The sequence below is a fragment of the Pseudomonas sp. CDFA 610 genome, from assembly GCF_021147865.1.
In the GTDB taxonomy this organism is placed as follows: Bacteria; Pseudomonadota; Gammaproteobacteria; order Pseudomonadales; family Pseudomonadaceae; genus Aquipseudomonas; species Aquipseudomonas alliivorans.
The window spans coordinates 170,184-190,945 of sequence record NZ_JAGTPM010000014.1 but is presented as its reverse complement, the minus strand read 5'-3'; the positions used below and the strand labels follow the sequence as shown (position 1 = coordinate 190,945).

The 20,762-nt window shown below is 59.2% G+C and carries 19 protein-coding genes; 5 read left to right on the top strand and 14 right to left on the bottom strand.

All coding sequences use genetic code 11. The features are described 5' to 3' along the window. Window positions 1–4: 4 nt before the first annotated feature. Genes nudK through KDX39_RS24455 form a run of 9 tightly spaced genes read right to left on the bottom strand, consistent with a single transcriptional unit; the run spans window position 5 to window position 8,436 of the window. Window positions 5–601, bottom strand: coding sequence for a GDP-mannose pyrophosphatase NudK (gene nudK / locus KDX39_RS24495; RefSeq protein WP_099228360.1), 597 nt, complete (start codon window positions 599–601; stop codon window positions 5–7). Further along, window positions 598–1,506 carry an S-methyl-5'-thioadenosine phosphorylase gene (mtnP, locus tag KDX39_RS24490; RefSeq protein WP_231662127.1) on the bottom strand — a complete coding sequence of 303 codons (909 nt, stop codon included), beginning with the start codon at window positions 1,504–1,506 and terminating at the stop codon, window positions 598–600. Before mtnP ends, nudK begins: the two co-directional genes overlap by 4 nt. Continuing rightward, the gene (locus KDX39_RS24485) at window positions 1,503–2,618 is read right to left on the bottom strand and encodes a fatty acid desaturase family protein (protein WP_231662126.1); all 1,116 of its coding nucleotides are present in this window, start codon (window positions 2,616–2,618) and stop codon (window positions 1,503–1,505) included. Before KDX39_RS24485 ends, mtnP begins: the two co-directional genes overlap by 4 nt. 2 nt (window positions 2,619–2,620) lie before the next feature. Next, window positions 2,621–3,319 carry an HAD family hydrolase gene (locus KDX39_RS24480; RefSeq protein ID WP_231662125.1) on the bottom strand — a complete coding sequence of 233 codons (699 nt, stop codon included), beginning with the start codon at window positions 3,317–3,319 and terminating at the stop codon, window positions 2,621–2,623. Next, a complete protein-coding gene (locus KDX39_RS24475) occupies window positions 3,316–4,686 on the bottom strand; it encodes an NAD(P)/FAD-dependent oxidoreductase (RefSeq protein WP_231662124.1) in 1,371 nt (456 codons plus the stop codon). The genes KDX39_RS24480 and KDX39_RS24475 overlap by 4 nt, the downstream gene beginning before the upstream one ends. Further along, on the bottom strand, window positions 4,667–5,755 hold the full coding sequence (locus tag KDX39_RS24470) for a DegT/DnrJ/EryC1/StrS family aminotransferase (protein ID WP_231662123.1): 1,089 nt from the start codon (window positions 5,753–5,755) through the stop codon (window positions 4,667–4,669). The genes KDX39_RS24475 and KDX39_RS24470 overlap by 20 nt, the downstream gene beginning before the upstream one ends. Further along, window positions 5,752–6,264 (bottom strand): NUDIX hydrolase, encoded by a 513-nt coding sequence (locus KDX39_RS24465; protein WP_210040960.1) that lies wholly within the window; start codon window positions 6,262–6,264, stop codon window positions 5,752–5,754. Before KDX39_RS24465 ends, KDX39_RS24470 begins: the two co-directional genes overlap by 4 nt. Next, entirely contained in the window at window positions 6,265–7,380 is a 1,116-nt protein-coding gene (locus KDX39_RS24460; protein ID WP_231662122.1) for a DegT/DnrJ/EryC1/StrS family aminotransferase, read from the bottom strand. It abuts the gene before it with no gap. Window positions 7,381–7,419: 39 nt separating this feature from the next. Beyond that, window positions 7,420–8,436 carry a Gfo/Idh/MocA family protein gene (locus tag KDX39_RS24455; RefSeq protein WP_184319808.1) on the bottom strand — a complete coding sequence of 339 codons (1,017 nt, stop codon included), beginning with the start codon at window positions 8,434–8,436 and terminating at the stop codon, window positions 7,420–7,422. Between the two features lie 829 nt (window positions 8,437–9,265). Between KDX39_RS24455 and KDX39_RS24450 the strand changes: the two genes are divergently transcribed. After that, complete coding sequence (locus KDX39_RS24450; protein ID WP_231662121.1) at window positions 9,266–10,417, top strand: MFS transporter; 1,152 nt, start codon at window positions 9,266–9,268, stop codon at window positions 10,415–10,417. Window positions 10,418–10,420: 3 nt separating this feature from the next. Here the strand turns inward: KDX39_RS24450 and KDX39_RS24445 are convergent, their stop codons facing one another. Then, window positions 10,421–11,254, bottom strand: coding sequence for a PhzF family phenazine biosynthesis protein (locus KDX39_RS24445; RefSeq protein WP_231662120.1), 834 nt, complete (start codon window positions 11,252–11,254; stop codon window positions 10,421–10,423). A gap of 113 nt (window positions 11,255–11,367) precedes the next feature. After that, complete coding sequence (locus KDX39_RS24440; protein WP_231662119.1) at window positions 11,368–11,850, bottom strand: multidrug/biocide efflux PACE transporter; 483 nt, start codon at window positions 11,848–11,850, stop codon at window positions 11,368–11,370. A gap of 99 nt (window positions 11,851–11,949) precedes the next feature. Between KDX39_RS24440 and KDX39_RS24435 the strand changes: the two genes are divergently transcribed. Beyond that, window positions 11,950–12,834 carry a LysR family transcriptional regulator gene (locus tag KDX39_RS24435; protein WP_004883824.1) on the top strand — a complete coding sequence of 295 codons (885 nt, stop codon included), beginning with the start codon at window positions 11,950–11,952 and terminating at the stop codon, window positions 12,832–12,834. 122 nt (window positions 12,835–12,956) lie between these two features. Continuing rightward, window positions 12,957–14,099 carry a polymorphic toxin type 44 domain-containing protein gene (locus tag KDX39_RS24430; protein WP_231662118.1) on the top strand — a complete coding sequence of 381 codons (1,143 nt, stop codon included), beginning with the start codon at window positions 12,957–12,959 and terminating at the stop codon, window positions 14,097–14,099. Window positions 14,100–14,782: 683 nt separating this feature from the next. Here the strand turns inward: KDX39_RS24430 and KDX39_RS24425 are convergent. Next, the gene (locus KDX39_RS24425) at window positions 14,783–14,947 is read right to left on the bottom strand and encodes a hypothetical protein (RefSeq protein ID WP_231662117.1); all 165 of its coding nucleotides are present in this window, start codon (window positions 14,945–14,947) and stop codon (window positions 14,783–14,785) included. 448 nt (window positions 14,948–15,395) lie between these two features. Here KDX39_RS24425 and KDX39_RS24420 point away from each other — a divergent pair, with 448 nt between their 5' ends. Both KDX39_RS24420 and KDX39_RS24415 read left to right on the top strand, forming a co-directional pair. Next, window positions 15,396–15,638, top strand: coding sequence for a DUF6434 domain-containing protein (locus tag KDX39_RS24420; RefSeq protein WP_231662116.1), 243 nt, complete (start codon window positions 15,396–15,398; stop codon window positions 15,636–15,638). Window positions 15,639–15,788: 150 nt separating this feature from the next. Beyond that, entirely contained in the window at window positions 15,789–17,882 is a 2,094-nt protein-coding gene (locus KDX39_RS24415) for a hybrid sensor histidine kinase/response regulator (RefSeq protein WP_231662115.1), read from the top strand. A gap of 287 nt (window positions 17,883–18,169) precedes the next feature. Here KDX39_RS24415 and KDX39_RS24410 read toward each other — a convergent pair whose 3' ends face one another. Together KDX39_RS24410 and katB are read right to left on the bottom strand one after the other, a co-directional pair. Beyond that, window positions 18,170–18,754 (bottom strand): ankyrin repeat domain-containing protein, encoded by a 585-nt coding sequence (locus KDX39_RS24410; RefSeq protein WP_122445905.1) that lies wholly within the window; start codon window positions 18,752–18,754, stop codon window positions 18,170–18,172. Between the two features lie 65 nt (window positions 18,755–18,819). Next, a complete protein-coding gene (katB, locus tag KDX39_RS24405) occupies window positions 18,820–20,325 on the bottom strand; it encodes a catalase KatB (RefSeq protein WP_231662114.1) in 1,506 nt (501 codons plus the stop codon). Window positions 20,326–20,762 lie beyond the last annotated feature (437 nt).

The window sequence follows — 20,762 nt, the reverse complement described above, 5'->3', positions numbered from 1 at the left end:
AGGGTCACTCCAGCAGTCGATGCAGTTTGGCGTATTGCAGCAGCATGATGGTTTTGCCGTCGCATATTTCTCCGGTGTCGATCATGCCGAGCGCCTCATCCAGAGACAGTTCCAGCACCTCGATCTCTTCGCCTTCACCTTCAAGGCCGCCTCCTGCGCTCAGCCTGTCTTCATCAAAGTATTCGCCAACGAAGAAATACAGCCGCTCGGTGACCGATCCCGGGCTCATGAAGGCTTCGAACACTTTGCGCACTTCCTGAATGCGATAGCCGGTCTCTTCCTCGGTTTCCTTGCGAATGCAGGTGTGCGGATCATCGCGGTCCAGCAGGCCGGCACAGGTTTCGATGAGCATGCCGTCGTGTTCGTTGACGAACGCAGGAAACCTGAATTGCCGGGTCAGCACGATGGTCTGTTTCAGCTTGCTGTACAGCAGGATGGTCGCGCCATTGCCCCGGTCATACGTCTCTCGGCTAAGGGTGCTCCACGTACCGTCGCGGCCGAGAAAGTCGTAGGTGGTCTTGCGCAGCACGTACCAGTTGTCCGACAGCACATCGACCTGCCTGATGCGCACTCGATCTTTGGTGGCGACAGGCCCTGTCATGACTTGGCTCCCAGGTGAGTGGCGTTCGGAGCCACGGTGAGCAGGCGCGCGATCATTTCCGGATCACGGTGCTGCGGGGCGGTCATCACGGCGGTGTCCAGCGCATGGTCGCACCCGTATTCACAGGTGCCGTGGTGCTCGCCCAGGCGTGTGACGGCTTCAGTGACCAGGCGCCGTGTCAGCGTGAAAGTGTCGGCCATTCGCTCGGCCACCAGCGTCGCGTTCACGTCTTCGTGAGAGTCGTGCCAGCAGTCGAAGTCGGTGGGGATGGCGATCATCGCGTAGCAAAGCTCGGCTTCGCGTGCGAGCTTGGCCTCCGGCATGGCGGTCATGCCGATCACCGTGCCGCCCCATTGACGGTACAGACTGGATTCGGCCCGGGTCGAAAACTGCGGCCCTTCCATGACCACATAAGTACCGCCATTGAGCGCCTGCACATCGGCGGTCTGCGCGCTGGCCGCCAGCACGGCACGCATGCGGGAGCAGACGGGATCACCAAACGGTACATGGCCGACCAGGCCCGGGCCGAAGTACGTCTTTTCGCGCTGGATCGTACGGTCGATGAACTGATCGATCAGCACGAAACTGCCCGGCGGCGCATCGTGGGTCAGGCTGCCCACCGCGCTGACCGATAACAGCTGGGTGCAACCGACGCTGCGCAGCGCGGCAATATTGGCCCGCACATTGATGAACGACGGCGGGATGGTGTGTCCGATGCCATGGCGCTGTACGAAGGCCACTGGCACGTCGTTGAGTGTGCCCAGTGTGACGGGAGAAGAGGGTTTGCCGAATGCCGTTTCGCATTCGACCTGCTGGATGTCCTTCAGGCCGGGCAATTGTTGAAGTCCACTGCCGCCAATGATGCCGATCCGTTGAATCTGTCGGGATGCCGATGAGTTGGTCACACGCTGCCTCTCGTCTTCAGGGTGGTTTCAGGTTGTCCGGTGCGGGCGACCAGACGTTCATACAGTTCGGAAAGCGCCGTCGGTGCGCTGCCGCGTCGCAGCAACAGGCCTTCACTGGCGTTGTTGCTGTAGCGTGGCTCATGGATTTTCAGGTGACGGTCTATCGCAGGCAGGTAGTTCCAGCGAACGCCCGGGTACAGCGAGTGCGCCAGATGATAGGCATCGGACGTGGGGGCAATGAAGACGCGGATCAGCCAGCCGGTGAGGCCGAAATAATCAGTCGGACGACCTGCGAGGTACTCCAGATCGCGCCGGTCGCGAGAGGTCCCTTCGACGAACCAGCGATGTTCCGTGAGCAGCGACACCCAGGCGAACACCGGGTAGGAGGTCAGCAGTGGAACCAGCCAGCCAAACAGCACGCCTTTCCAGCCGCCTGCCCAGTAAAGCAGCGCGGCGACGGTCAGCAGGCACACCACGCGCACCACGGTGGTCAGGTGCGAGTGATTCAGCAGGCTGCTGCGGGCCATGGTCGTCAGGTTGACCCAGGCGCCACGCGGCGTCAGCGGATAGAGCAACAGCGCGTAAAAGCTGCCGGGAGAAATGCCGGTGACGTAACCCCCCGCGTGAACCCTGGCCCGATTGGGGTCCAGGCTCGGGTGGTTGGGATTGCGATGGTGTTCCAGCGTATGAGTCTGATGGCGGCTGCGCATATCGCGTTTGAAGGCCGGAAACTGGTAAAACACGTTGCTCAGCCACCATTGCCATTCATGGTGCGGGCACAGCGCGAAGTGCACGGCGTTGTGTCCGAACTCCTGCAGGGCGCGCAGGCGTCCACCCGTCCACAGCACCACCACCAGCCACATCAGTGGCGTCGAATAGAGCGAGGCCAGCAGCACGGCTGCCACTATATCCAGCCATGTCCAGAGGAAGGGCAGCGGTGCGAACCAGCCGTCCAGTGGCCGGTAATACTGTTCCTTGCGGCCGGGCGTTCGCGGGATCAACTTGAGCAGGCGCAGGATGCGTGTGCTGTCGCGGTAGTAGAAGGCGACCATCGCACGCAGTAGCAAGGCTGTGGCGATCAGGCCGACCAGAACCGTCTGTGAAGTCTCCACGATCAGGCGCTCCCGGTTTCGGTTTGCAGGGTACGGGCAGGCACAAAACGTTCCAGCAGCTCGCCCAGATTCCTGAACAGCGGGGCGCCACTGAGGCGCAGGCGCTCGCCGTCCTGATGGCCGGTCGAGACCAGCATCGGCGACCATCCTACTGAGCAGGCGACGTCGAAATCATGCAGCGTGTCGCCGACGAACAGGGTCCTGGAAGCGGGTGTGCCCAGTGTTTTCTGCAGCACCAGGGCCTCGGCGGTCTTGCTGGTGGCCTGGTTATGGTTCAGCCCGACGACATGCTCGAAGCGGTCATACAAACCCTTGGCCTTGAGCGTCTGGACCAGCACATCGCAATGCGATGCCGACAGGATCGACACACCAATGCCGGCGCGTCTGGCGGCGTCGAGAAATTCGATGACATAAGGCTGCAGCGGGCACTCGGCCACGTGGGCATCGAAGTGTTCAAGGTAACGCTGGACGATGATCGGGAAGGGCACACAGTCCAGATCAAAACCCAGCGCCGCGTAGAAACCGGCAATCGGGAAGTCGAATCGAGCCCGATACTGGTCAGCGGTGATGGGCGCGACACCGTAATGCTCGCCGCACCGGTTGACGGCGCAGACTGCCAGATCGATGTCGTCAATCAGGGTTCCGTTCCAGTCGAACACCACGTGTTCGACGCCGGTAAAGTGCAGGAGGTCGTTGATCATTGTCGGGTGTTCCAGGGCAAGAGGGCGTTGAGCGCGATGCGCGAGGCAATGGCGGGTGCGTAAAGCCGGCCGGGCTCTACCACCAGATTGGTCACGCCTATCTGGGTTTCCAGCGCACGACGATTGTTCGCCGAGAGTCTGCCCAGCCCCGCGCCGTACCAGTGGTCGAAACGGGTGCGCCAGGTACGTTCGCCCGACGTTTCCGGAAAACGGAAGTCTTCAGTCGTGGCCATGTTCCAGGCGCCATCGACCACCGCACACAGCAGGCCCTGCAACTGATGGCAACTCAGCGAACCCTCCAGCAGCGCCTCCAGCCTGGAATCGATGCAATCGGCTTCGAGCGCGGCAATGGTCATGCCCTGGCTGTACAGCGGATTCATGCTGCTCAATGCATCGCCTGCGACCAACAATCCTTGCGGCCAGTTGCCGAGCCGGTCGTAGTGAGTGCGGCGGCTGCCTGGCATCTTGAAAGTGAATACCTCGGACAGGGGCTCTGCTTCGCGGATAACGTCGTGAATGTCCGGCACCGGCAGATTGGCCAGCGCCTGCAGAAAATCGTCCGGATCCTTGCCCGGGAAGTGGCCGAACCAGCCACCGGTGGTCACCATCCAGCGATCCCCTTCGATGGGGCTGATCACGCCCATCGAGCGTTGGACCGGAGCCTTTGGCAGTACCAGCAGAACCTTCCACTGCTCGGCGAACGCGGGAACTCTGCGGTAGATGCGCGATGCGTAACCCAGTTCGGTCTTGACCACGCTGTTCTGTACCGTGCCGAAGCCTGCCTCCTTCAGCCACGACGGCAGGTGTGTGCCCCGGCCACTCGCGTCCACCAGCAGATCACAGGACAGGCTGCGCTCGCCCGTGCCGTCGTCAATGAACACGCCGCGCACATGGCGTTGATCACTGTCACCGGCAAACTCGATGCGCGTGACCCGTGTGCCGGACAGGATGTCCACCTGCGGCACGCTCTTCAGGCAGCGGCGTAACTGGTTGTCGATGAGCCTGCGGCTGCAATAGTGGGCGTTGATGCCGCTGCGATAACGGTTTTTCCAGCGGCCGCCCTGAAACCATTTTACGTCATGGCCCAGATCTGCCACCTGAGCACCACCTTCCTCGAGTGCGCTCAGGATGCCGGGAAAGATCCCTTCGATAATCTGCTTGCCGCGCAACAGCAGCAGGTGCACATGGTGTTCCTGTGGAATGCTTTGACGCGGCCCGGTCTCGTCGTGGAAGTCGCTTTTCTCGATCACGGTCACACGCTCGAAACGACTTGCGAGCACGGCTGCAGTCAGGCAGCCGGTTACACTGCCGCCGATCACCACTGCATGCCTTGCACGCGAAGCCGGTTCAGTTCGGGGAGTAGTCATTGAGCACCTTGGCAATGTAATGCAGGTCGTCGTCCGTCAGGCTCGGGTGCAATGGCACCGTCGTCAGCGAGCGCAGCAGCCTGGCAGCGTTTGGGCAGTCGCGGTGATAACGGGTGAGTATCGGCATCTGGTACAGCGGCTGATTGTCGTACTTGCCGATGTCCGACTCGATGCCGTGCCGTTGCTGGTAGTGAACCAACTGACGCCCGTCATGCCCGACCGATTGCAGCAACAGTGAATAGCCATTGGTTTCGCCATGCCGAACCAGTGGCAACTCGCGGAACGCCGGGTTGTTCAGCAGGCCCAGCAACCGCGTGCGGTTATCCAGGCGACGCTCCCGGTGCTTCACAAGGTTTCGTGAGCGCGCCAGCCCGAGCGCAGCCTGCAGGCCGCCCAGTTTCAGATTGATGCCCAGTTTTTCTCCGGTCAGGTTGCCGAAGCGCGTGTAGGCACGGATGCGGCTGGCCCGCTGGTCGTCGTCAGTCATCACGAAGCCGCCTTCGCCGGTCGAGATGAACTTGCAGTCATGGGTGCTGAAACAGCTGATGTCGCCATGCCGTGCGAGCCAGGTTCCTTCCAAGCGTGTCATGTGAGCGTGGGCCAGGTCCTGAATCAGCGTGACCCCGACATCCTTCGCAAACGCCCAGGTCTCGTCCGAGCGGATCGGATAACCCCACATCGGCACTTCGATGACGGCACAGGTCCGCTTGCTGATGCAACGTCGCAGGTCCTGTGGGTCAAGCCCGAAGCTGTCTGGCGCTACATCGCAAAATACCGGCACCAGCCCGAGCGAGAGAATCGGCAGCACCGTACAGATGGGACCGGTCGGCGCAACGATGACCTCGTCGCCCGGCTGGAAATCCACTCCGGCCAGCGCAGCGGTGACCGAGGCCGCGCCCGACGACACGGCGATCACATGACGAACGCCGTACAGCGTAGCGAGGGCGGTCTCGTACTCTTCGACCACAGGCGAGGTGCCGGTCAGGCCCGAATACAGGGCCCGTTCCAGTTCCCGCAGGTCGTCAGGCGAGTCCATTGCGCCTTTCTGCGTCAGGGTTCGCAGGCTCATGACGACACCTTCATCCCCACCAGATCCCACAGCGCATCGTCTGCAAAGACCCGGTCGACCATTCGCCGGAAGTTGGGAAACATCTTCAGATCGGCCGTTTCCTGAAGGCTGAAGAATCGCGCATGTTCCACTTCTCTGTCGTCCGGGCAGGCACGCAGATGGGTCGCCGTGACGTAGATCAGGTCCAGGTGATAATGCGGCCCGCGCTTGTCGTCGATGTACTCGCACAGCACCCGCCACGGCTGGTGCAGCACGGTGACGTCGGTTTCGGGGTCGGCAAGCGCTTCATCTCGTTCGCCAAGCAGGTGGGCGTGAATGCCGGTCTCTTCGAAAATCTCCCTCAACACGGCCACGTCAGGGGTTTCGCCTTGCTCGATGTGACCGCCCGGATAAAGCCAGACGCCGAGCTTGCGGTGATGCAGCAGCAGCATCTTCCGGTCCGGATTCAAGACGAACCCGGATGCCGTGAAGTGCCGATCCAGTTGTGAGCGATCGAGTGGTTCGTTCATTTATACGGCACCGTACTGGTTGATGCGCTCGGCCATGTAATCCAGTTCGGCGTGGGTGATGTCCGGGTGAACCGGGATGGTCGTCATGCCCGCCAGCAGGGCTTCGGCATTCGGACACTCGTTGCGGTATTGCGCCAGTGCCGGAAATTCGTACAACGCCTTGCATCCATAGCGTTTAATGTCGGAAGGAATACCGGCGTCATCAAGGTAGTCAATGAACGCGCGGTTGTCGGCAAAGTGCAGTTCGAGATTGAGAAAGTAATAGTTCGGCTGACCGCCCTCGATGATGGTTTTTTCGCGCACTTTGCTGTGATCGAGCTTGCCGAGAAAGTACGCCGCATTCTCCCTGCGCTTCTCGATCTGCCCGGACAGCGAGGCCAGACGGCTGCCGCCCAGCGCTGCGGGCAGTGCAGCCAGTTTGTAGTTGAGGCCGAAATCCTTGCCGTTGAGATTGCCGAAACGGCTGTAGTCGCGGCAGCGCTTGGCCAGGGCATCATCATCGGTAAGGATGAAGCCGCCTTCGCCGGTCGCCAGTGGTTTGCGTTCGTGCGTACTGAAGCATGAAATGTCGCCGAACCGGGACAGCGGCTGACCCTTGAGGGTAGTGCCATGGGAGTGAGCCAGGTCCAGAATGAGCTTGATGCCCAGCGCCTGAGTCAGGCTGCGCAGTTCATCGACTTCGCTTGGGTAGCCCCACATCGGGATGTCGATGATTGCCTTGGTCTGCGGCGTGATGCGTGCCTTGATCGATGCCGGGTCGGCGCCGAAACCGTGGCTGCGGGTGTCGACGAAAATGGGGTTGGCCCCTGCGGCGATGATCGGGTAGATGGTGCACAGCGGACAGCTGGGCGTGAGCAGGACATCGTCGCCCGGACCTACACCCGATGCATAGATCGCTACGCTGAGTGCGGCGCCACCCGAGGACACGGCGATGGCATGCCGGGCGTCGAACCAGGCCGCAAGCTTGCTCTCGTATTCACCGACCACATCGCTGGTGCCCGACAACGGGCGCTCCAGTGTCTGCTGCATGGTCAGCAGGTCGTCGGCGTACACCGGACGATATTTATCCGAAACGGGTGGACGTGCGGTCATGGCATTTGAAAGGTTGGCTGACATGTTTGCAGGCTCCGAAACAAGTGTTTGATGGGCGAGGGGTCAGGCGCTGAGGGCAAGGTCGGGGCGAACCGCGTCTGCGTCGCAGATGCTCTCGATGACCCTGTAGGTTGGCCGCAGGCTTTCGAAACTCGCCTCATAGGCTGTCTTGTTGCGCACCGCGGCGAAGAACTTTTCCAGTTCGCCGAAATAACCACTGCGTTCGTAGCCCGAATCCAGCGGCCCCGGCTGCCAGGCTCCACGCCAGCGTTTGCCTGCACCGGTGGCGCTGGTGCCGTGTACCGGCTCGTGCATGGTGATGTTCCACAGATTGTTGAGCTCTACCATCATCGAGTTCGAACTGACGATCTTCATGTCGAATTCGAAGTAGGGGAACATGGTGCCGCTGAGCAGACTGACCGTGGCACCCGTGGTGAATTGCAGCTCCAGGCTCACCAGCAGCGAGTCGCCGTGGCGCTGTACCCGCGACTCGATATTGCGCAGTTCTCCGCCACCGAAGGTCACGCCCAGGTCGATGGTGTGGATCGCCTGTGCCAGGAGGAAAGACCGCAGGGTCGAATCAAGCCCCCACAGCGGTGAGGTCGGTTTGCTCGCGTAATGATTGAGCTGGATATGCACGATCTCGCCGAATTGCTCGGTGCCGGTCATCTGCCGCAACTGGCCCATGGGTTTGGCGAACTTGAAGTTCATGCCGACACCCGTGACTACGCCGGAGCGACGGCTGGCGTCGATCAGCTCTTCCAGCTCGGCAAGGGTGAAGCAAGGCGGTTTTTCGACGAAAACATGCACACCCCTGGCCATTGCCTTGAATGCAAGATCCCGGTGTGCCTGGGGCGGGCAGGCCATGACCACCGCATCGACCTGAGCAGAGGCAAGCATCTCGTCGAAGTTGTCGGTAATCATCACATGGGATACGAAGCGATTGATCTGCTCGGCACGGCTGCGGTCGCTGTCGCAGACCGCAACAATACGGATATCCGGCATTTGCAGAAGTGTGGGCAGCAGGTTTTCCTGCATCTGTGCGCCAAGACCAACGATGCCAACTCTGAGTCCAGTCATAATCATCTCCACATCGGTAAAATCGATGTATTCATTGGAAAACACGGGCGAACGCGTACACGAAGTCCTTTTGGGCTGCCTTTGGGGGCAAGCCGATCAGGTTCAGCGTTCGGTCAAGTCGGTAAAGCGGGCCGGGTTGCCCTATATCGTGGAATCACGCCGGCGACGGCGTCTGTCATTGTGTATTGGAGCCTGAGCCGGGGCAGGCGTCGTCTGTCGGGTTTCAATCGCTGATCCGGCACGTGCCTCGACAGTGGCGCAGTTCAGTTCGAGCGACCTCAATTGCAGGGTTTTCGCCAGCCGTGAGTGCAACGAGGCGTCAGCGCTCCGGTTGTGCGAAGGGTGCTTCAAAACGGTTGCAAAGTACTGATGGGTTGCCTTGAACGAGGACATTTCGCTGTCTGAATGAAGCGTATCCATAAACCAGTCTTCCTTGAATTACAGGTTCTTCCCTGACGCGTTCGATGCTTCATGGCGAAGTCGTTGCGGCAGACGGTCGCACCGGTTACGTGCGAAACTGAATCTATATCGACGCTTACTGCATGGCAACACGCGTCCATAGAACCAAAGATTATTAAAAGACGTTATAGAGCTTATGTATTTGAATGACGTGTACGCCTATCGCTATTGATGCTTATGATTAATAACGACTTTCTGTTTTGATCAATGAATACTGGCTTTTGGCCTAACTTGATAACAGGTGTATTTGATTTTTAAGGTATAAGCTCATAATTTTTAGACTTGCATTTATGGTGTAAGCCCGCAATTAACCCTTTTTATCCGGATCGTCACCTGTGCTGACGGCATCCCGCCTCAACAAGGAGCATGCATGACCTCTTTCAGCACCGTAGCCCAGGATGCCAAGGCTCGGGCCGAACAGTCCTCGACGCGTATTGCGTTTTTCATTGCCGGTTTCAGTGTGGCCTCGTGGGCACCGCTGGTGCCTTATGCCAAACAACGGATGGGGCTCGACGAAGGGACGCTGGGCTTGTTGCTGCTGTGTCTGGGCGTGGGTTCCATCATCGCCATGCCGCTGGCCGGGGCGCTGGCGGCGCGTTTTGGTTGTCGGCGTCTGCTGGTGAGCTCTACGCTGTTGATCTGTCTGTGCCTGCCTTTGCTGGCGACCGTATCGAGTCTGCCGTTGCTGATCGCGGTACTGTTTCTGTTCGGTGCCAGCATGGGCGGCGTGGACTGTACGGCTAACGTGCAGGCGGTGATCGTCGAGCGGGCCAGCGGCAAGACCATGATGTCGGGTTTCCACGGCCTGTTCAGTCTGGGCGGCATTGTCGGAGCTGCCGGTGTCAGTGGTCTGCTCAGTCTGGGCATTTCGCCGTTCGCGTCGATGCTGGTCGTCGTCGCGCTGACGCTGCTGGCACTTGCGAAGGCCGCGCCCAATCTTCTGTCCTACGGCAGCCGCTCGGACGGGCCGGCATTTGCGATTCCGCAGGGTGTGGTGTTGTTCATCGGGCTGCTGTGCTTCACGGTGTTTCTGGCCGAAGGCGCAATGCTGGACTGGAGCGCGGTCTTCCTGACGTCGTTGCGCAGTGTCGAGGCATCCTACGCCGGACTGGGCTATGCGGTGTTCGCAGTGACCATGACGTTGGGGCGGCTGTTCGGCGATGCGGTCGTGCGCCGGGTGGGCTCCAACCGGGTGATCATCCTCGGCGGACTGTGCGCAGCGGCAGGTCTTGGCGTGGCCACACTGATTCCGGTCTGGGAAGCGGCACTGCTGGGTTATGCGCTGGTCGGCGCAGGCTGCTCGAACATCGTGCCGGTGTGTTACAGCGCAGTCGGTCGGCAGAAAACCATGCCGCAAAGCGTGGCCATCCCGGCGATCACCACCGTGGGTTACGCCGGTATTCTGATCGGGCCTGCTGCCATCGGCTTCATCGCCCATGTGAGCAGCCTTGAGGTCGCCTTCATGATCGTCGCCGTGATGCTGCTGGGCGTCGCAATCGGCGGAAGCAAATTGAGGACCTGAACCTCAAAGTCTGCGCGCCATGCCGGACACGCGGATCGAGCTGCCGATCTGCTGCGGTATCTCGGCGCGCAGGCGCGAACGGCTGCCCATGTCCTCGCCCTGCAGAATGTCGATGACCCCGCCGTGTGGCCAGCCGATGTCACGCAGATAGCCCGCCAGTGCTGCCGTCGCTGCGCCGGTTGCCGGGTCTTCGTATACGCCGCCGAAGGCAAACGGATTACGGGTATGGAAAAACTGCTCGCTTTCGGCATACGCCAGCAGGATCGTGGCCCAGCCCTCGCGGACCATCAGGTCGCGTCCTGTCTGCTGGTCATACTTCATGGCCTTGAGCGTTGCCCGGCTGTTCAACGCCAGAATTAGATGCCCGGCTCCGCCATTGATGTAGGCAGGTGGGATGCGAGTATCGATATCGGCATGCGTATAACCGAACAGCGCCAGGGCCTCGTTCAGAAGTTCTGTGCTGATCGGCTTGCTGTGCGTGGCGGGGGACTGCAGCGCGGCCGAGGTCAGCGAACCCTGAGCGTGGCCTTCGACAGTGATCCGTGCGTTGTTGAGCGCAAGGTTGAACACGCCGTCGCCTTGCTGCGCGGCCAGTGCTGCGCCCAGGGCGATCGTCGCGTGACCGCAGAACGGCACTTCGGCCAGCGGCGAAAAATAACGCACACGCCAGTCGCCATCGAGAGGCGCAGCAAACGCGGTTTCGGAGAACCCGACGTCGGCGGCAATCTGCTGCATGACCTGATCGTCAGGCAGTGCCTCGCCAATCCACACGCCAGCCGGGTTTCCCCCTTGATCCCCGTCGCTGAACGCAGCCAGTTTGAGTATTTCAGTCGCCATTGTTGCGGGTCCTTTGCCGTTGTCAGGTCTGACAGTGTGCTCCAGAGGCGGGCCGATAATCCAACCGCAAATCCTTATGCGCTGCATTTACAGGCCTGATGGATGATGGGGCCTCAAACCGCCTCGCATTTCGAGAGGCGCCGCTGCCGGACCTGCTCACGCACCTTGTCGTAGGCCCAGTTGAATAGCATGGTGTAGGGCAGGAACATCAACAGCAGGCCGATATCCAGCACGAACGCTTCGAACAGGCTGATCGACAGCCACCAGGCGGCCAGCGGCACGACCGCCAGAATCAGGCCACCCTCGAAACCCAGCGCATGCAGCGCCCGCGTGGTCAGGCTCATGGCGAAGCCGGTCCGGGCTCGCAGGCGGTCGAACAACGCGTTGTACACCATGTTCCAGAGCATGGCGACGGTGGAGATCATGACGGTCATCGCGCCCATCAGGGTCAGTGAGTGGTTCATCAGCCAGGCCAGCAGCGGGGCGACCAGGATCACGCCGCCCAGCTCGAACAGGCCGGCGTGCAGGATGCGCTCCTTGAGGGATTTGCCCGGTAGCTGAGTCTGTTCAGAGGTATTGGTGAGAGTGCGGCTCATGACGCGTCGGTCCTTTGTGGTCATTCGTAGCCGCATTATCATCGGTCTTTGCGTTAAGCTGAAAATCATTGCCATCGGTAAAACCGATAGAGGTCGCTCATGAGTTATTCACCCGAGGCGCTGGAAGCCTTTGCACAGATCGCCGCGCTGGGCTCGTTCAGTGCGGCGGCACGGCGGCTGGGCAAGAGCCAGTCGACCATCAGCGAAGCGATTGCCCGGCTGGAGATAGATCTGGGTCTGGAACTGTTTGATCGCTCGTCACGTCAGCCGGTGTTGACCGAAGCAGGCAAGGTGATGCTGGGCCGGGTCGATGATGTGTTGTGCGCTGCCGACCGCTTGCGCCGTGCCGCAGGAAGACTGGTCGAGGGCGTCGAGCCAAGGCTGACGCTGGTGCTGTCGGACGCCAACCAGTTTGCCGATTTCGAGCGGTTGATGGCCGAGCTGGATCAGCGCTTTCCCGAGCTGGAGATGGAATGCGTGTTTGCCGAACATGGGGATGCGATCAGCCTGGTGCAGTCGGGCAGGGCATCGCTGGGTCTGCTCTCGGCGCAGTCCAGTTATCCGCCGGAGATCGGCCATGCGACCATCGACGAGTGTGCCGACTTCGGTCTGTTCGTGTCGCACAAGCACCCGCTGGCCGCGCTGGAGCGGGTCGATTATCAGCAACTGGCGCGCTACCGGGCGCTGCGCCTCAACACGCTGGTCGAGCAAAGCATACCCACCGATGACCTGCCCACCAGCGGCCACAGGCATTGGTCGGCACCCAATTACCTGTTGCTGATGGACATGGCCGCCTTCGGCTTCGGCTGGTCGGCGTTACCGCGCTGGCTGGTGTCGCGTTATTCAGGCGGATTGCTCAAGGAACTCAACGTTTCCGGCTGGCCGCGCCGTTCGGCCGTGGATGTGATCTGGTCGTTTCAACGCAGCCTGGGGCCGGCCGGTTCGTGGCTGCTGGATTCGCTGGTGCCCTTTGCCGGGGAATGAACAGGCCTCAATATAGTGAGGCTTCGTGCATCAGCTTCGGAAGCGTCTGACATATAACTTCGAGCTTGTCCTTTAGCGTCGTCACCCCTGCATTCCGCAGGCGATGAAGCAAAGGACCCCACATGATTCCTTCCGCACGCCAGGGCGACCTGCACGTCTGCCCCATTCCCGGGCACCTTCCAACACCCATCGTCAGCGCGTCCGGCGATGTGCTCGCCAACGTCATGAACGTCGCGCGGGTCGGCGACGTCTGTGCCTGCGGCGCTGTTATCGTATCGGGCTTCCCGTCGATACTGATCAACGGCCGCCCCATGGCCCATCTGGGCAGCCCTACCAGCCATGGCGGAATGATCGTCAACGGCAGCCCGGATGTGGTGGGTGGGTTTAACGCGAGTAGTGGCGGTGTGGTCGACTTTTCCCGGCTCGGGATGTTGCGCGATGACGGTTCGGTGGATGAGGTCAGGCTGGACGCGTTAATGAGTGATCCAGAGCTTTTGGACAGGGCTGAAAAGGCAGGTGCACTGGTTGATGCCTATAGCCCAACAGAAGCATCCCGGGCGAACTCGTCTGAACAACCACTTTGTGAGCATCCGGACAAAATGGAACAACTGGCCGGTTATATCGCAGAGGAAATGAACCGTAATGTATTCGATACCACAGTGCTGAGGATCAAGGAACTGCTCAAATACAATGTAGTCGATGAGATGGAAAAATGGCTTGAGTTACCTTGGTACGCACAGCTGGGTGCTCATAATAATCCCCAAGAAGTTGGTCGGTCTAATTCATTGGCTGCTATGGCAATATGGACTGAAAAAGTGGGTCAAAATAGACCTTGGGATCATAAGGTTGAGTTGCAGAAGATATTTGGGGTTTGGCACAAACAGGGGCCGTACGATTATTTTTATGATATTTGGTCAAATATCCATTATGGGTATATTGGTACCGCTGCGGGATTCAGTAAGGCAGTTTTACTGGACGGTGCAGGGTTGGAACAAATAGCCTCGGATGCCGTCAGGTTTGCATTGAATCCATCGGGGCGTAGAGGACCTCACCGTTTTGAAAATATTGAGGGTCTTAGAGCTTGGGACGATGCGCCAGATCGTATTTCAATCACGATCGGTATGGAGTTATACGAGTCCCATCCAATGGGAGGGCTTACGGCAACGGAGATCATGAATAAGGTGCTAGGGGTAGGTGTATCGGATTGGGAGTGTGGTGTGCGGGTCCATGCATGTTACGGCGGGGCAAATTCCAAATGCCAGTGATCGTTGTCGTTGTCCATATGCCGGAATTAACGTATGCGGCATAGAACGCCAGGCCTTGGTTTTAAGTCTTTCTGCTGCATTATGCTCCTAGTCTCTCCATTGGTCGTCGTCAGTCTTATCACCCCCGATGCATGGCTCCATTATCCGGTCGAGGCAAAAAAAACGTTAGGTTTTATCTGGAATACCAATCACCGGATTTACAGAGGGACGCTTTTTCCGGGCGAAAGCTCTTTCGATTGGGGCGAACTATTACGTAATGACAGATTTTTTATGAGGCTTGAATGGTGGGGGGGCTCTGCTGGACGACATTGCGTTGTGATAACCCCAACCCTTTGGGGCACTGATATCTATCTTGATGCCGAAGGCGCTGTCGACACGAGCGTCGGGAGTGGCACTGATCTGGAGCTGCTCAAGCCTTGCCCAACTGAGAACGATCCATGGTGATTCGCGCCTGTCCGATAGCTGATCTCCATCGGTTTGGAGTGGGGCTGCTTGGATGCCATTCAGAAAGCATCGGTGCAATAATTCGAACCACACACGCTGATAGACGCCAGATTCAAATTCCTGATCCTGGGGGCGATGTTTAGCGCAAGGGAATTGAATTCGCAGGTGCCCGGTTTCGTCATGGGGCTCTCTGTCGTTGGCCCGCAAATGCCTGCGCGTTAACGGGCCATGGCCTCATCTTACGCGCTGATCTCGATTCCGCTCAGGCGATCACCGCTTTCGTAGGCTGTGGCAGCGGCGCAGCAGAGCAGTTCGGCGGCGTAGTTCAGGGATTGTTCGAGGGTGGCGAGAGGGCGTGGCGGGTTTGCAGGGTTTGACAGTGAATCGGATTCGGTAGATTGCATGTGTTTTGGTAACTCCTAACGCTTGAGAATAGCCAACCCCCGTTCGCTAATAAACGAAAGGGTGGTGGCTGTGCGTGAGGTTAGTAGACCGGGCGTTAGGAACCGGCGCACCCGAGGGTGCCCTGACGCACAGCCACCATAAAGCTCAGCGATAATTCGCCTGACTTGCTGGTGGAGCTATGCGACTAACGACCACGGGCTACTAAACCCGATCGCTGATTGGCAGCGACCGGCGCACATTAGAGGCCCGAATCGAGAGGCGCAAGGGGGCAGGATTTTCTCGGAAATTTCATTCAAGAGAAAGAGAAATGTCCATTCAAGGACCTGAAATGAACTGACGAATCAGCTGCCGTAGAGGGCTTTTATGCTCATGCGAACCGAGCCTGATTCGTGGTCACGTCAGAATCGCGCTATAACGGACCGCGTTTCCTCTTTGGTTGGATCTGACATGACATTCGACTGGCACAGCGATTTGATTACCCGCGACACCGCCGTAGATGCCCACTACCGAAACACCCAGAACGTACGACGCTTCATGACCGAACAATGCGGACCGCAGTTCAGGTTTGATCGCGCTTTTATGGCCTGGATTACCGACGCCGAACCCAAGCGTATGGGCCAGGTGGCGGACGAGTGGCTGCGCAGGCGTGCGGTAGCTGAGCGAGAAACGTCTGTTCGCTCGAAAATGTGACGCAGAGCGTCACGGGCTGCATGCCCACGCATCGTTTTTGCGCTGCACATCTCCATTATTTTTGCCAGCGAGCCATTTTTCTCGTAGCGTGCCTGTGCCGGCCTGTTGAATGGGGAAACGGCAACGACCATTCTTCCAGGTAAAGCCGTTTTGACCCCGACCGAACTGCAACATCTTCAGAGCCGCATGAAGGCCCTGGAGGACGAAAATGCCCTGCTCAAGGAACGTTTGAGCGTCAACGGGCGCGAGGCCGAGCATGCGTTGGCAGTGTCCCAGGAGCGTTACCGCTTTCTGTTCGACGCCATGGACGAAGGCTTTTGCGTCATCGAATTTTTCGACGGCCCTCATGGCCCGCTCAGTGATTACATCCACATCGAGGCCAACCCGGCTTACGAATACCACGCGGGCATTCCCAACGTGGTCGGCAAAAGGCTGCGCGAGATGGTGCGCGAAGAGGCCGACGACTGGGTCAGGTTCTACGGCAAGGTGCTGGCCACCGGCGAACCGATCCGCTTCGAGCGTGAGCTGGAGGCAACCGGCCGCTATCTGGCATTGACGGCGTTTCGCATCGAACCGGCCAGCCGCAAGCAGGTTGCCGTGCTGTTTCAGGACATCACCGAACGCAAGCGTGCCGAGCGTGCTCTGCAACACCTCAACGAAACCCTTGAAGCCCGTGTTGTTGAAGCAGTGGCCGAGCGCAATGTGCTTGCCGATGTGGTCAACGGCACCAACGCGTTCATTCATGTCATCGACTCCAACTATCGCTGGATTGCCATCAACGGCTCGGCGTCACGAGAATTCGAGCGACTGTTCGGCGTACGGCCCAAGGTCGGCGACAGCATGCTGGAGATGCTCATTGATCGGCCCGAAAGTCAGGCCGGTCTTCACCAGCGCTGGGCTCGGGCGTTGTCAGGCGAAGATTTCGCCATCAGCGTCAACTTCACTGATTCCAACGATCCCGCCAGCCATTTCGAGATGCGCTACAGCAGCTTGCGCAATGCCGAGGGCCAGCCGATCGGTGCCTATCTGTTCGCTTACGACGTCAGCGAGCGGCGCCGTGAGCAGGAGCGTCTGACGCAAGCCGAAGAGGCGCTGCGCCAGTCGCAGAAGATGGAAGCGGTCGGCCAGTTGACCGGTGGTATCGCTCACGACTTCAACAACCTGCTGACGGGCATCACCGGCTCGCTGGAGCTGCTCAAGAATCGTCTCAGCCAGGGGCGCTTCACTGAAATCGACCGCTACGTGGCCGCCGCTCAAGACGCCTCCAAGCGCGCCGCGTCACTGACCCACCGCCTGCTGGCGTTCTCCAGGCGGCAGACACTGGACCCCAAGCCGGTCGATATCAATCGACTGGTGGTGGGCATGGAGGAGTTGATTCGACGCACAGTGGGGCCGCACATTACGGTGGAAGTCGTGACCTCGGTCGGGCTGTGGTCAACCTTCATCGATGCGCCGCAACTGGAGAACGCGCTGCTGAACCTGTGCATCAACGCCCGGGACGCCATGCCGAGAGGCGGACGGATCACCATTGAAACCGCCAATAAGTGGATCGACCAGCGCGGGTCCCAGACCCGTGATCTTTCACCCGGTCAATACCTGTCGCTGTGTGTCAGCGACACCGGCACGGGAATGACCCCCGAGGTGATGAACCGCGCCTTCGATCCCTTCTTCACTACCAAACCGCTGGGGCAGGGCACCGGTCTCGGGCTGTCGATGGTGTATGGCTTCGTGCGTCAGTCCGGCGGTCAGGTGCGGATCTATTCCGAACCGGACCAGGGCACCACGATGTGCCTTTATCTGCCGCGTCATTACGTCGGTGCGCCTGAAGAGGTCGAAACCATCGAGGCGTCCGAATCGCTGAAAACCCAGAGCCTGCGAACCGTGATGATCGTCGACGACGAACCTACGATCCGCATGCTTGTGGCCGAAGTGCTTGAAGATCAGGGCTACATTCCCATCGAAGCGGGCGAGGGCGCATCGGCGCTCAAGGTGCTGGAATCCGACAAGCGCATCGACCTGCTGGTCACGGACGTAGGCTTGCCGGGCGGCATGAACGGTCGTCAGTTGGCCGACGCAGCGCGGGTCATCCGTCCTGACCTGAAGGTGCTGTTTATCACCGGTTACGCGGAAAACGCCATCATCGGCAACGGCCATCTGGATCCGGGCATGTGGGTGCTGACCAAGCCGTTCACCATGGAAGCGCTCGCCAGCCGGATCTACGAAATGATCGAGCGCGAGGACTGACCTCGCCACCAGCCGCATCCGCTTCGCGCTGTCGATGGCGTAGACGCAACGGCATCGGTCATGCTCAGCGAGGATGATGAAGCCACATTGATGGTCATGATGCAGAGGATGCAATCCGATCCTTCTGCGCAAGTGCCGGTCACAGGCGCCGAGCCGGGTTCGGGAGAGATGCATGGCTCTCCGAGGAGCGACAACGGTCAGGTTTGACGATCGAATCGGGTCGACAAAAACTGCTGTCCTGATACGGATGGCAGTTTTCCATCGAGCGGCCAATCGATGATCGTGTTTCAGCGGGTCGGCATGACCTGAAATTCACCTTTGGACAACCCCTGCACATCATTGCCCATGCTGTCGCGCAGGCTCAGGTCGGCACCTTTGTCGGTCAGTTCCTTGAGCACCTCGGTACGTTTGAACAGTGCCGCGTACATGGCGGCCGTCTGGCCTGCATTGTTGGTCAGGTTGGCGCCGCAATCGGCCTGCACAAGGCGTTTGGCGATGCTGAGCTCACCTTTGAAAATGGCACCCATGAGGGCGGTATTGCCGCGCTTGTCCTTGGCGCAAGGATCAGCGCCGGCATCGATCAGGCGTACGACAGAATCTTCGTGACCGTGATAGGCGGCGAGTATCAGACCGGTATAGCCTTGCTCGTCCCGGACGTTAAGGTCGTAATGCGCTTCGATGAAGGTATCCAGCATCGGATTGTTGCCTTCGCGCGAAGCATCGAAGAACAGCGTGCGCAACTGGCTGGCCGTCTGTTCGGCGGTCAGGTTCTGGGCAGGCGTCGATTGGACAGGGTCGGGTTGGGCGGGTACAGGTTGCTCGGCGTGAGCAACGGCGGTCAACAGCAGCAGTCCGTAAAGAAGGGTTTTCATGAGCGTTCTCCTGGTCTGGCCTGAACCGCCCCGGCCTTCGAGCGCCGGGGCGGGACATCAGATCATCAGTCTTTGAGGCTGGCAGCCAACGATTTGACTTTGCCCAGATCGCCCTTGGCCACTTCGGTTACCCGAGTGCCGTAGGTTGGATCGGCCTTGTACAGGAACGACAGGATGATGTTCTTGCTTTCGGTATCGGTATCGGCCAGCGACTCGCCGAAGCTCTGGACCAGATCGGTCTGATCTTTCGGGCTGTAGGAGCGATACAGATCACCCGCCTGCTTGAAGTTCTGCTCGCGCGTGATCTTCGCCTGCTGGGTAGTGCCGCTGATTGGCAACTGGCTGTAGCGCGCGCTTTCCTCGGATGGACGCGGCTCCAGACGGCTTGGCTCGTAGTTGACGCCGCTGGTGGTGTGGCCGGCGTTCATCGCGCCATCCTGGTTGCCGTTGTTCACGGCGACTTTCGGCTGGTTCACCGGCAGGCTCAGGCCATTGGCACCCAGGCGATACATCTGAGTGTCTGCGTAAGAGAACACGCGACCTTGCAGCAGGCGGTCTTCAGACGGCTCGATGCCGGGTACCAGGTTGGCCGGGGCCATGGCGACCTGCTCGGTTTCCTGGAAGAAATTGTCGACGTTCTTGTTCAGGACCATCTGACCGATTTTCTTCTCGGGGACGTCGGGCCAGATTTTGGTGGCGTCCAAAGGATCGAAGTCGAACTTGGCCAGATCTTCAGGCTTGAGCACCTGAATGTAGAGGTCCCATTTCGGGAAATCGCCTTTCTTGATTGCGCCGACCAGATCGTTGGTCAGGTGGCTGTAGTCCTTGGACTGGACTTTGGCCACTTCGTCCGGGTCAAGGTTTTTGATGCCTTGCAGGGTTTTCCAGTGAAACTTGACGTAGTGCACTTCGCCCTTGGCATTGACCAGTTTGTAGGCGTGCACACCGTTGCCGTCCATGAAGCGGTAGCCGGCGGGTGTCCCTTCGTTGGAGTAGAGCAGGGTCAGGGTGCGGGTGGCTTCAGGCACGTGGGAGAAGAAGTCGAAACGACGCGAATCGTTGTCCAGGTTGGTGCGTGGATCAGGTTTGAAAGCATGCACCATGTCCGGGAACTTGATGGCATCGCGGATGAAGAAGGTCGGGAAGTTGTTGCCTACCAGGTCCCAGTTACCGTCTGCCGTGTAGAACTTGGTCGCGAAGCCGTGTGGGTCGCGCAGGGTTTCAGGAGAGTGATTGCCATGCACCACGGAGGAGAAACGGACGAAGACCGGGGTTTTTTCGCCGGACTTGAAGACGGTCGCCTTGCTCAGGTCGCTGATGTCGGCCGATGCGGTGAACTCGCCTTTCACGCCTGTACCGCGGGCATGCACCACACGCTCCGGGATACGTTCGCGGTCAAAGCGCTGCAGTTTTTGCAGCAGTTGAACGTCCTGCAGCAGTACCGGGCCTTGGGCGCCGGCTGTCTGAGAGTTCTGATTGTCCCCGACCGCCGCGCCATTGTCGCGGGTCAGAGTGTCGGCTGCGTAGGCGGCCGGAATGCTGATAAGGCCGACTGCTGTTAAACGAACCATGTTTCTGGACCAGTTTAATAACGGCATTTTTGAATCCCTCATATTTTTTTAGTAGGCCGGGCCATGTTATGCGCGCGGGGGGGAAGTGAGCGATTATAAAAATCAATCGGGGTGATTGAGATAAATACTTGTGGGGCAGTGGAACCGATTGACTAGTTGTCTTGAAAATAGTGTTGGTGAGTTTTCAGGGGGCTGTCATTAACATTATTTTCATGTAAGGACATGACTTCATATTTAAATGTTAATTCTATAAGTCATTGATATTGATCATGTTAATAATTTTTTTGAGTGCCGCTCTTCAGTGCGCGGCCTGGCGACGTTTGTCCGTTAATGAAAACCAGTCGTATTGTTCATAAAAAGAAAGCCGCTCACCGATTTTTTGTTCAAGGACGAACGTACCAGACTAATCAGTGCCAACACTCGAAAAGTAGTGGCTA

What these genes read in the sequence shown, in the direction of transcription:
- nudK (WP_099228360.1), bottom strand. Translation starts at nt 601, where the DNA reads ATGACAGGGCCTGTCGCCACCAAAGATCGAGTGCGCATCAGGCAGGTC.
- KDX39_RS24480 (WP_231662125.1), bottom strand. Translation starts at nt 3,319, where the DNA reads ATGATCAACGACCTCCTGCACTTTACCGGCGTCGAACACGTGGTGTTC.
- KDX39_RS24475 (WP_231662124.1), bottom strand. Translation starts at nt 4,686, where the DNA reads ATGACTACTCCCCGAACTGAACCGGCTTCGCGTGCAAGGCATGCAGTG.
- KDX39_RS24470 (WP_231662123.1), bottom strand. Translation starts at nt 5,755, where the DNA reads ATGAGCCTGCGAACCCTGACGCAGAAAGGCGCAATGGACTCGCCTGAC.
- KDX39_RS24465 (WP_210040960.1), bottom strand. Translation starts at nt 6,264, where the DNA reads ATGAACGAACCACTCGATCGCTCACAACTGGATCGGCACTTCACGGCA.
- KDX39_RS24460 (WP_231662122.1), bottom strand. Translation starts at nt 7,380, where the DNA reads ATGTCAGCCAACCTTTCAAATGCCATGACCGCACGTCCACCCGTTTCG.
- KDX39_RS24455 (WP_184319808.1), bottom strand. Translation starts at nt 8,436, where the DNA reads ATGACTGGACTCAGAGTTGGCATCGTTGGTCTTGGCGCACAGATGCAG.
- KDX39_RS24450 (WP_231662121.1), top strand. Translation starts at nt 9,266, where the DNA reads ATGACCTCTTTCAGCACCGTAGCCCAGGATGCCAAGGCTCGGGCCGAA.
- KDX39_RS24445 (WP_231662120.1), bottom strand. Translation starts at nt 11,254, where the DNA reads ATGGCGACTGAAATACTCAAACTGGCTGCGTTCAGCGACGGGGATCAA.
- KDX39_RS24440 (WP_231662119.1), bottom strand. Translation starts at nt 11,850, where the DNA reads ATGAGCCGCACTCTCACCAATACCTCTGAACAGACTCAGCTACCGGGC.
- KDX39_RS24435 (WP_004883824.1), top strand. Translation starts at nt 11,950, where the DNA reads ATGAGTTATTCACCCGAGGCGCTGGAAGCCTTTGCACAGATCGCCGCG.
- KDX39_RS24430 (WP_231662118.1), top strand. Translation starts at nt 12,957, where the DNA reads ATGATTCCTTCCGCACGCCAGGGCGACCTGCACGTCTGCCCCATTCCC.
- KDX39_RS24425 (WP_231662117.1), bottom strand. Translation starts at nt 14,947, where the DNA reads ATGCAATCTACCGAATCCGATTCACTGTCAAACCCTGCAAACCCGCCA.
- KDX39_RS24420 (WP_231662116.1), top strand. Translation starts at nt 15,396, where the DNA reads ATGACATTCGACTGGCACAGCGATTTGATTACCCGCGACACCGCCGTA.
- KDX39_RS24410 (WP_122445905.1), bottom strand. Translation starts at nt 18,754, where the DNA reads ATGAAAACCCTTCTTTACGGACTGCTGCTGTTGACCGCCGTTGCTCAC.
- katB (WP_231662114.1), bottom strand. Translation starts at nt 20,325, where the DNA reads ATGGTTCGTTTAACAGCAGTCGGCCTTATCAGCATTCCGGCCGCCTAC.